Source organism: Paenibacillus chungangensis, assembly GCF_042675905.1.
Classification (GTDB): Bacteria; Bacillota; Bacilli; order Paenibacillales; family Paenibacillaceae; genus Pristimantibacillus; species Pristimantibacillus chungangensis.
This window is the reverse complement of the sequence record NZ_JBHTJZ010000018.1, coordinates 44,842-55,664: the sequence shown is the minus strand read 5'-3', so window position 1 is coordinate 55,664 and position 10,823 is coordinate 44,842. Positions and strand designations below refer to the sequence as shown.

Annotated in this window: 8 protein-coding genes; all 8 read left to right on the top strand. The window is 54.3% G+C overall.

The window, feature by feature from the left end; translation table 11 throughout:
* The first annotated feature begins 318 nt into the window (after positions 1-318).
* The 8 genes from ACFQ2I_RS13050 to ACFQ2I_RS13015 all read left to right on the top strand — a co-directional run bounded on the left by ACFQ2I_RS13050 (position 319) and on the right by ACFQ2I_RS13015 (position 10,818).
* Entirely contained in the window at positions 319-1,452 is a 1,134-nt protein-coding gene (locus ACFQ2I_RS13050; RefSeq protein ID WP_377564780.1) for a DUF4349 domain-containing protein, read from the top strand.
* Between the two features lie 128 nt (positions 1,453-1,580).
* Positions 1,581-2,018: a division/cell wall cluster transcriptional repressor MraZ gene (gene mraZ, locus ACFQ2I_RS13045; protein WP_377564779.1), complete on the top strand. Its 438-nt coding sequence runs from the start codon at positions 1,581-1,583 to the stop codon at positions 2,016-2,018.
* Between the two features lie 46 nt (positions 2,019-2,064).
* Entirely contained in the window at positions 2,065-3,030 is a 966-nt protein-coding gene (gene rsmH / locus ACFQ2I_RS13040; RefSeq protein WP_377564777.1) for a 16S rRNA (cytosine(1402)-N(4))-methyltransferase RsmH, read from the top strand.
* The gene (ftsL, locus tag ACFQ2I_RS13035) at positions 3,031-3,438 is read left to right on the top strand and encodes a cell division protein FtsL (RefSeq protein WP_377564776.1); all 408 of its coding nucleotides are present in this window, start codon (positions 3,031-3,033) and stop codon (positions 3,436-3,438) included. It begins immediately after the preceding gene.
* A 5-nt stretch (positions 3,439-3,443) separates the two neighbouring features.
* Entirely contained in the window at positions 3,444-5,768 is a 2,325-nt protein-coding gene (locus ACFQ2I_RS13030; RefSeq protein WP_377564775.1) for a penicillin-binding transpeptidase domain-containing protein, read from the top strand.
* 91 nt (positions 5,769-5,859) lie between these two features.
* Positions 5,860-7,800, top strand: coding sequence for a stage V sporulation protein D (locus ACFQ2I_RS13025; protein WP_377564774.1), 1,941 nt, complete (start codon positions 5,860-5,862; stop codon positions 7,798-7,800).
* 118 nt (positions 7,801-7,918) lie between these two features.
* The gene (locus tag ACFQ2I_RS13020; RefSeq protein WP_377564773.1) at positions 7,919-9,406 is read left to right on the top strand and encodes a UDP-N-acetylmuramoyl-L-alanyl-D-glutamate--2,6-diaminopimelate ligase; all 1,488 of its coding nucleotides are present in this window, start codon (positions 7,919-7,921) and stop codon (positions 9,404-9,406) included.
* Entirely contained in the window at positions 9,403-10,818 is a 1,416-nt protein-coding gene (locus tag ACFQ2I_RS13015) for a UDP-N-acetylmuramoyl-tripeptide--D-alanyl-D-alanine ligase (protein WP_377564772.1), read from the top strand. Before ACFQ2I_RS13020 ends, ACFQ2I_RS13015 begins: the two co-directional genes overlap by 4 nt.
* Positions 10,819-10,823: the final 5 nt, after the last annotated feature.

Below are 10,823 nucleotides of genomic sequence, written 5' to 3'. Positions count from 1 at the left end.
ATAAGACTGTATTGACGTAAACTTAGGAACCGCCGTATACCGAACGGTACGTACGGTGGTGTGGGAGGTCGGCTACTCAAATAATGGGTAGCCTCCTACCCGATTCCCGGCGGGTTACGCATGATACACGCCGTCTTGTTCTGGCCTGTTGGGGTATATCACATATCGAATTACCAATTTAACTGATTTCTTTAGATATCGGTAACCTTTTCCTCCCATGGGACGTCATACATGTAAGACGGCTGGGCAGACCACACACATAGAAAAGTTGTCTAAGCCGAGCTTATAGCTTATACCTTATGTCCAGGGGGGATATGTATGGCGGGATTACAGAGAGAAGGAAATCGTAAGGGGAGTATGTGGCTGGTCTTAGTGCTGGCCATTGCGCTTATGGGTTCATTACTCAGCGGTTGCAGCGGCAATGCGAGCAACAATGCCGACTCCGGCAGTGCGTCGTCGGAGATGGCTGACATGAAGAATGTTGCCGCATCTTCCGATGCATCTTTCAGTACGAAAGAGAAAGCGGAAACGGAGGCTGACCGAGAAGCCGGGGGCGCGGTCCAGAGCTCGGCGAATGGCGGAAATGCCGGAGGCGGCGGTGTTTTGTCAGGAACATCGTCATCCGAACGCAGCATGTTCACCGCGAAAATTATTTATACGGCTAATCTGGTCATGCAAGTGAAGGAACTGCCCGCGGCCGCCGTCGAGCTGCGCAATCATATCCACATGAGCGACGGGTACATTCTTGAATTCAAGGATACCCGCCATGACGGAGAGATAGCGGCATCTTATACGATTAAGGTGCCAGCCGAGGGCTTCATGTCTTTCCTGGACCGCATCGCGGAGATTGACAATCTGTCCGTCGAGAAGAGTGTGTCCGGCAAGGACGTATCGGAGGAATATGTGGATCTGGAATCACGGCTGAAGAGTCAATTGCTGGTAGAGGAACGACTGCTGGCGATGATGGAGAAAGCGTCGAAGGCGGACGACTTGCTCAAATTCTCCAACCAGCTTGCTGCGGTGCAGGAAGTTATTGAGGGTATTAAAGGGAGACTGCGATATCTGGACAACAACGTAGCCTTCTCTACGATTCATCTTCGCATCTATCAGAAGGATCAGAAGCTGGCATCAGCTGTTACGGAAGAGAAGATGACGCTTGGAGGAAAGCTGAACGATGTGTTAATGGGCAGCACGAGCGCTCTGCTAAAGGTGCTGGAAGGCATTCTGATCGTACTGGTCGCCACCCTTCCGTTCCTGCCTATCGCGGCCTTGGTGATTGCCGTTGCATGGCTGGCGGGCAGGCGCGGAGCGCGGCGGAGAACGGGCGATTCGAAGGCTGCTCCGCCTATCGGCTACGGAGCAGTCATTGACGGGCGGGAACGCCCTGCAGATGAAGACCGCTCCAGCGGACCGGACGGAGAAGACGGCGAGGAACCGATCCAAAAAAGTTAATGATAGAAAATTATTTTGAAAATCCTGCTCATGGAGCAGGATTTTTATTTTAGGTGGCGAAATACTGTATCTGAGTGGGGGAAAGTGGGTTGAAGTGGAGATAAAGGGGGAAGGGGTGGAGCGGAATTATGTTTTTGGGTGAATATCAACATAGTATCGACGAGAAAGGACGCCTGATTATTCCATCTAAATTCCGTGAAGCGCTTGGCACCTCGTTTATTGCCACTCGCGGCCTCGACAACTGCTTATTTGTCTATCCCATGAGCGAATGGAGCATTCTGGAGCAGAAGCTCAAGTCGCTACCCCTCATGAAATCCGACGCAAGGGCATTCACCAGATTCTTCTTCTCCGGCGCGACGGAATGCGAACTCGATAAACAGGGAAGGGTAAATATACCCGCCAATCTGCGCGATTATGCCAAGCTGGACAAGGAATGCATGGTGCTCGGCGTGTCCGGCCGCGTAGAAATATGGAGCAAGTCGGCTTGGGAAGGCTACTACGAGCAATCGGAAGGAGCCTTCAACGAGATTGCCGAGAAGCTGGTGGATATGGATATTAATTTCTAGCAAGTACATCTTAGAATGAGCATTAGGAATGGGAGGAAAAAAAGCATTGTTTCAGCATACGACAGTTTTGTTAGAAGAAGCGGTGGAAGGTCTCGCGATTCGTCCTTCCGGCATATATGTGGATTGTACGTTGGGCGGTGCGGGGCATAGCGAGCGAATCGCTTCCCGGCTCGGCGACGGCGGCCGTCTTATCGCTTTCGATCAGGACGATTGGGCGCTGGACAATGCACGCGATAGATTGTCGGTTTATATGGACAAAGTAACGCTGGTGAAGAGCAACTTCAGGTATTTGGAGCAGGAGCTTCGCCAATTGGATGTGCCGATGAGGGACGGAGTACCGCAAGTAGATGGCATACTGTTCGATCTTGGCGTGTCCAGTCCGCAGCTGGACGAAGCGGAACGCGGCTTCAGTTACAATCATGACGCGCCTCTAGACATGCGCATGGACCGGGACGGCGAACTGACCGCCCATATAATCGTCAATAGCTGGGAAGAGCGGGATATTGCCCGTATTCTGGACCGCTACGGCGAGGAGAGGTTCGCTCGCAATATCGCTCGTAATATTATCAAGACAAGAGCTGTCGCGCCGATTGCGACGACCGGCGAGCTGGCGGAGTTAATCAAGTCGTCGATTCCGGCGGCTACCAGAAGAACGGGGGGGCATCCTGCGAAGCGTTCCTTCCAGGCGCTGCGTATCGCCGTCAACGATGAGCTGGGAGCGGAAGAGGATGCGTTGGAGCAGACAGTGCGCTGTTTAGCGCCTGGCGGTCGCGCTTCCGTCATTACGTTTCATTCTTTGGAGGATCGAATCTGCAAGAGTATTTTCACCAAGTATGTGGAGAAATGCACATGTCCGCCGGATTTTCCAATGTGCGTGTGCAACAACAAGGGACAACTGATACTTGTCAATCGCAAGCCAATCATACCGAGCGAGGCAGAACTCGAGCAGAATCCGCGGGCGCGGTCAGCTAAGCTGCGTATTGCGGAAAAAAGGAAAGAGGGGGAATTATAGGTGGCGTATGTCAATGGTAATCTGGCGCTGAAGCCGAAGCAAAAACCGCAAGAGAGACATGTCTATCGCGAGTCGAAACGAAAAGTCATTAAACGAAAATCATTGCCTGTCGGGGAGAAGCTACTCTACTTGTTCACGGTAATCGTCTGTGTCGCTATCGCCAGCGTCATCATTTTTCGATATGCGCAAATCTATGATATGAACCTTCAGATAAAGAGAGTCAGCACAGAAGCTCAAACGCTGAATACGGAATTAGCAGATCTGCAGCGTCAAGTGGAAATGCTAAGCGATCCTGAACGGATCCGAAAAATGGCAGAGCAGCAAGGGATGATCAGCATGTTAGAGGGCGGCATTACGATAAAGCGCGATGTGAATCTGACTAAAACGCCCCCGCAAGATAGGGAGTGACGTCAATGGAGAAACGAGTCAAATTGCGCACGTTGTTATTTGGAGGGGTCATGACCCTCCTTTTTCTTGTTTTAATTGGAAGAATCTATTACGTCCAGGTCGTCTCAGGAGCGGAATGGTATGACATGGCCAAAGTGCGTTGGTCGGCTTCGGAGGAGTTGAAAGCCAAGAGGGGAAGCGTTACGGACAGGAACGGAAATGTGCTGGCGATGGATACGATCGCTTACAACGTCGCCGTTAATCCTAAGATGATTGTTAGCCACGGCATCGAGCAGGAGGTTGTCGACGGACTGCATGACATTCTGGGCATCTCGAAGGATGATCTTATGGAGCATGTAACTGCCAAGAATGCGAAGGGGGAGTATTACAGCCACCGGGAAATACGCAAGGGAGGCTGGCAGATCGAGAAGGCGCTGGCTGATGAAATCTATCAGTTCCGCGATGAGCTGATCGTAGAGCTGAGAAAAGAGAAGAAGACGCCCGATACCGGTATCTATCTGCAAGAGACGCTCAAGCGTTATTACCCGCGCCAAACGCTTGCTTCGCAGGTCATTGGTTACATCAGCCTAGACGGTCAATATATGTCTGGAGTTGAAGCATACTTCAACGATCGGCTGACTGGAGAGGATGGCTATATGCGATATGAGAAGGATGGCAAAAGGGTGCAACTCTCGAACGGAGAGGTAGACTACAAGCCGGCGAAGGACGGTCAGGACATTCAACTGACCATCGACAATGATATTCAGCATATTGTGGAAGAAACGTTGCGTGAGGTGATGGAGAAGTATTCGCCGAAAAGCGCTACGGCGATAGCAGCAGACCCTAAGACGATGGAAATACTGGCGATGGCCAACATGCCGGAATTCAATCCCAACGAGTACGGTAAGAGCGATTATGCCAGCTTCTACAATCATGCAGTCGGATCATTGTACGAACCCGGTTCAACCTTCAAAATCGTAACGCTGGCATCCGCGATAGAAGAAGGGGTGTTCAATCCCAATGAAATGTATATGTCAGGCAGCATTACGGTGCCGGGCGAGCCAAGGCCAATCCGCGACCACAATCGGGTAGGCTGGGGCCAGATAACGTTCCTGGACGGACTCATTCATTCCAGCAACGTTGCGTTCGTCAAGCTGGGCTTCGAGCGACTGGGTAAAGACAAGCTGCGCGAGTACTTTACGAACTTCGGCTTCGGGCAGAAAACGGGTATTCAGATCGGCAATGAACTGGCGGGCGACATCAGCTTCCATTGGAATCGGGAAGTTGCGGACGCCACGTTCGGACAAGGTGTAGCAGTTACTCCCATTCAACAGGTCGCGGCCGTGGCGGCTGTCGCCAATGGCGGCCGGCTGATGCAGCCGCAGCTTGTGAAGAGCTTCAAGGATCCCATCACGAAGACGACGACTGTCATCGAGCCCGTATTGGTACGTCAGGTGATCTCGGAGGAAAGCTCGCGTCAAACGAGCGAGTACTTAGAGCAAGTCGTATCCGATATGGAGAAGGGCACTGGCAGAAGAGCGCATATCGAAGGGTACCGCGTAGCCGGCAAAACAGGAACGGCGCAGAAGTGGGTCGACGGCGAATATTCCACGACGAAATTCCTGGTCTCATTCATCGGTTATGCGCCTGTGGAAAATCCGCAGATCGTCATCTATATCGCTGTAGACGAGCCTTCTCATTCGTATATCGGCGGCGGCAGTGCGATTGCCGCTCCCGCATTCCGCGAGATTATGATGAAAAGCCTGCGTAAGCTGGATGTTCCGCCGAGCTATGAAGTGCAGCGTGAAGAAGCTGTAAAGGAGACGATGGTTGTCGTTCCCAAGCTGACTGCGTTGAAGGTGTCACAAGCGAAGGCGGAGCTCAATGCGAAAGAAATGGCATTCGAGGTAATTGGGGACGGAGGTGCTGTGCTGCAGCAAATTCCTGCAGCGGAATCTGTCGTCCATCCTAGTCAGCGAGTCTATCTGATTACCGAGCAGAGGGATAAGCTGTCGATACCGGACCTGACAGGAGTGTCCCTGCGCGATGCGATCGAGTTGACCTCACTTATCGGCGCGCGACTCGTTCCAGAAGGAGGAGGTTATGTTAGATCGCAGGAAGTCGAGGAACTGGGCGATGAGCGCATTGTGAAAGTCAAGCTTGCCCCGCCGCCGGGCTCCGAGGAATACCGTGACGCATCTGAAGAAGTATCGGAAGGAAGCGAAGCATCGTCTGAAGAAGAAGAAGATTCCGGCCAGGCGCAAGACGATGGAGTAGATGTGGCGGAGTCCACAGCAGATAATGCCGATCCTTCCGTGGAGTCCGACGATACAGAAATTGTGGAGCAATAAGCCTGTTCTATCCCCCGCCTGTCCCGAATAGGCTTGGAATGAGTCGGTCTAAGACCGTTCCGAAGCTAGGGAGCTGGAGGAGGATGATAGGATGAAAGTATCCAATGTGACGGTCAGACGCCGTCTATTCATTGTCTTGCTGGTCGGATGCGTTGCATTTCTGGCGCTTTGCTTGCGTCTAGCCTATATACAGTTATGGCAGGGGGCGGAGCTTGCCGAGAGAGCCGAAAACTCATGGAGGCGGGATATCCCTTACGTTGCCAAGCGCGGCGAGATATGGGACAGGAACGGCGTTCAACTGGCGTACAATATTAGTACGCCGACGGTATGGGCAATTCCTGCACAGGTGAAGGATCGCGAGGGGACGGCTGCAGCTCTTGCGCCGTTGCTGGATATGACGCAGGAAGCTGTGCTGAAGCTGGTTGCGAAGAAGGAATTGATTGTCAGAATCGGCCCTGGAGGCCGCAAGGTGACAATGGAGAAGGCGGATGAGATCCGCGATCTTCAGCTGCCTGGTATTGTGGTGGCGGAGGATAACAAGAGATATTATCCGTACGGGAGCCTCGCAGCCCATCTGCTTGGCTTCACAGGTATTGACAATCAGGGTCTGACGGGACTAGAGGCGAAATATGACAACGCCTTGCAAGGGACGCAGGGCAACGTCTCTTTCTTGTCTGATGCTGCGGGCAGGCAGATGCCCAATTCCACAGACAGGTATGTGGAACCGCGAGAAGGACTTACCTTGCAACTGACCATTGATAAAAACATTCAGACCGTTATGGAACGCGAGCTGGATCAGGCGATGGTGGGATTGCAGGCAGACAGCGCCATCGCTATTGCGATGAATCCTAACAACGGCGAAATTCTGGGCATGTCTAGCAGGCCGACATATGTGCCGGATCGATACCAGGAAGTGCCGTCGGAGGTATACAACCGCAATCTTCCCGTATGGATGACTTACGAGCCGGGCTCCACTTTCAAGATCATTACGCTTGCGGCAGCGCTGGAAGAGGGCAAGGTAGATCTGAACAATGATCGGTTCTTCGATCCCGGAGCAGTGGAGATCGGCGGAGCAAGGCTACGCTGTTGGAAGAAAGGCGGCCATGGCAGCCAGACATTCCTGGAAGTAGTGGAGAACTCCTGCAATCCTGGCTTCGTGGCACTGGGCAATCGGCTTGGCAAGGAGAGTCTGTTCCGGTATATTAAAGACTTCGGATTCGGCACCAAGACAGGTATTGACATCAGCGGCGAAGAAAATGGCATCCTGTTCAAACTGAATCAGGTCGGACCTGTAGAGCTAGCTACTACTGCGTTCGGGCAAGGCGTATCCGTCACGCCGATCCAACAGATCACGGCTGTGTCGGCTGCGATTAACGGAGGTACGCTATACAAGCCGCACGTGGCCAAGTCCTGGATTAATCGGGAGACAGGCGAGACAGTGAAAGTGACGGAGCCGGAAGCGGTCCGCACAGTCATCTCCGAGGATGCTTCCAGGAAGGTGCGGGAAGCGCTGGAGAGCGTAGTGGCCAAAGGGACAGGGCGCAATGCCTTTATTGACGGCTATCGGGTAGGAGGCAAGACGGGAACAGCCCAGAAGGTTGTGAACGGACGTTATTCACCTAACGAACATATCGTATCGTTCATCGGCTTCGCGCCAGCCGACGATCCGCAGATCGTCGTCTACGTTGCGGTGGACAATCCGCAAGGCATTCAGTTCGGCGGCTTGGTTGCCGCTCCGATCGTCCGCAATATTATGGAGGATGCGCTGTCGATCCTGCAGGTGCCCAAGCGTGAAGGGCAGATCGACAGGCAGTACAGGTATGGCGAGACGCCTGTTGTCACCGTGCCTGATCTCATCGGCCGTTCAGTCGTGGAGCTGTATGAAGACTTGAACATGAATTATAATCTGTCGTCTGCGGGTACGGGCAAGTATGTTATTCGTCAGGCGCCTGCCGCGGGAGCCCGGGTGGAGCGCGGATCGACGATCCGTATTTATCTTGGCGACGAGGATGATATATCGCACTCACATTGACTATACTTGTAGAGGCTGCGCTTTTGTGCCTCCTTATTTTTTCCCTTCCATTGTTAACGCGTTCTCTCTGGGCGGCATATAGTATCCCGTCAGAGTATTCGCGAAGGGATTGAGGTCCATGCGCTTGCGGGAATTGAAGGAATTGCTTCTAACGGCCAAGTTGGTAGGCGATGGCGAGACGGAATTCCACGGGATTGAGAAGGACTCCAGGCGGGTATCGCCTGGTCAGCTGTTCATCTGTATAACGGGCTACACAGTAGACGGGCATGCCTATGCGGACGAAGCGGTGAAGCAAGGGGCAGCGGCTGTGGTGTGCGAACGGAGGCTGGATGTTCCGGTGCCGCAGCTGATCGTGAAGGACAGTCGCCTCGCCATGGCGATGATCGCCGATTATGTCTATGCGTATCCCAGCCGATCTATCGGCCTGATTGGCGTGACGGGAACGAACGGTAAGACGACGACAACCTATCTGATTGAACAGATCTTTAATGGTAACAACATGCCTACTGGTGTAATCGGCACAATTGAGCGGCGCTTCGAAGGGAATTCCGAAGCGATGAGCGGTACGACGCCGGAAGCGGACGCTCTGCAGCGCTATCTGGCGGATATGCGAGATGCGGGTGCGCAATATTGCGCCATGGAGGTATCCTCACATGCGCTGGAGCAAGGCCGGGTGAAGGGGTGCCGGTTCCGAACGGCAATCTTCACCAATCTGTCACAGGATCATCTGGACTATCACGGCACGATGGAGAAGTATGCGGACGCCAAGGGACTGTTCTTCTCACGGCTTGGCAACGGCTATTCGCTGAATGCGACAGAGCGCTCCTATGCGGTGCTTAACGGTGATGATCCCGCATCTGCCCGATTCAGATTACTCACTTCGGCGGAAGTCATCACTTACGGACTTGGAATGGAAGCGGATGTGCGGGCTGTGGACGTCGACGTTAGAGCTACCGGCACGTCTTTCAGGATCATCTGCTTCGCTGGGGAAGTTGATGTCAGCATGCGATTGACCGGCAAGTTCAACGTATACAATGCGCTCGCGGCTGCGACGGCGGCGTTGATTGAGGGAGTTGAACTGGAGGGGATCAAGGCCGCTCTTGAGGCAATTCCTGGCGTCCCGGGCAGAGTAGAGTCGATCGAGACGGAGCGAGGCTTCTCGGTTATCGTCGATTACGCGCACACGCCCGACGGGCTGGGTAATGTGCTAGAGGCTGTGAAGGAAATTGCACGGAAGCGAGTTATATGTGTATTCGGCTGTGGTGGGGACCGCGACCGGGGGAAGCGTCCGCTGATGGCGAAGATTGCTGCAAAGCATGCTGATGTCATCGTGATAACCACCGACAATCCGCGCAGTGAAGATCCTCTAGCGATCATTGCTGATGTAGAAGCGGGGCTTCGGGAGGCGAATGTGGCCCGTGAGCAATACAGTCTCGTGCCCGATCGGAAGCAAGCGATCGAAAAAGCGGTTGAAATGGCAAGCCCCGGCGATGTAGTATTGATTGCGGGGAAAGGTCACGAGACTTATCAGTTGATAGGAGGAGTTACGTACCCGTTCGATGACCGATTAGTGGCAAAAGAAGCGATAAGGAGATTAGTACATTGATTACACGTACGGTAGAACAAATAGCGAATATGTGCGGCACGGTATACCGCGGCAAACATAGCGGACTCACGGTGAGCGGCATCATGACCGATACGCGGCAGGAGGGAAGCGGCGAGCTGTTCGTTCCGCTCGTCGGCGATCGATTCGATGGTCACGCCTTCGCGGAACAGGCAATGCATAGCGGAGCGAAGGCGATGCTGTGGGAACGCGGGCGTCCCGCGCCGGAGAGTATCGGCGATATGCCACTCATCCTCGTGAAGGATACGCTGGCTGCGCTGCAGTCACTGGCGTCCAGCTACCGCAGCGAATTAATGGTACGCGTAATAGCCATTACCGGTAGCAATGGCAAGACTACGACGAAGGATATGACCGCCGCCGCACTGGGGCACCATTACCGCGTACTGAAGACGGAAGGTAATCTGAACAATCATATCGGCATGCCGTTGACACTGCTCAAGCTAGACGAGGAGACCGAGGTTGCTGTGTTGGAGATGGGCATGAGCGGCTTTGGGGAGATCGAGTTGCTGACGCGAATCGCCCAGCCTGACGCCGCGATCATTACCAACATCGGCGATGCGCACCTGTTGCAGCTGGGCTCGCGCGAAGGCATTGCGAAGGCTAAGCTGGAGATTGCGCTTGGTCTTGGTGAAGGCGGACTGCTGCTCTATAACGGAGACGAGCCGCTGCTACATAGCGGTCTTAAGGATATGCGCTTGCCAGATGGAATTGCCTTGCGCACGTTCGGCCTGGGAAGGGAGAACGACTGGTCCGCGGGCGACATCTCGTTGGAACCGTTCGGCAGCTGCTTCACGGCCTCGCTGCAAGGGGAGGCCAGCAGCCTTGGCGCCGTGAGCATCGCAGTACCGGGTCGTCACAATATTAGCAATGCTTTGGCGGCTATTGCCGTCGCGCGCCACTTCGGCGTGCCGGGAGAGCGAATTAAGGAGGGCTTCCAGTCACTCAAGCTGACCGGGATGCGGATCGAACCGCGCCGAGCGGCGAACGGAGCAATTCTGTTGAACGACGCCTACAATGCCAATCCAACGGCAATGCGAGCGGCGATCGATCTGGTCGGCAGCCTGCCGGGCTTCCGCCGCCGCTGGATTGTGCTGGGCGACATGCTGGAGCTGGGGCCGCTGGAAGCGGAGCTGCATCGGCAGATTGGCGCCTATATCGGACCGGATAAGGCCGAAGCTGTGCTTGCATACGGTCCGCTTGCGGCGCACATTGTTGAAGGAGCAGCCGAGCGGATGCCCGAAGCGGCGGGAGACGGCCTTATCCGCCATTTCCCTGATAAGGGAGAGCTTGCGGGATGGCTGCTGCAGCAGCTGCTGCCCGAGGATCTGGTACTTGTAAAGGGCTCTCGGGGCATGAGGATGGAAGAAATCGTGGAAGCGCTGGAGAGGGGGTAAGGTCG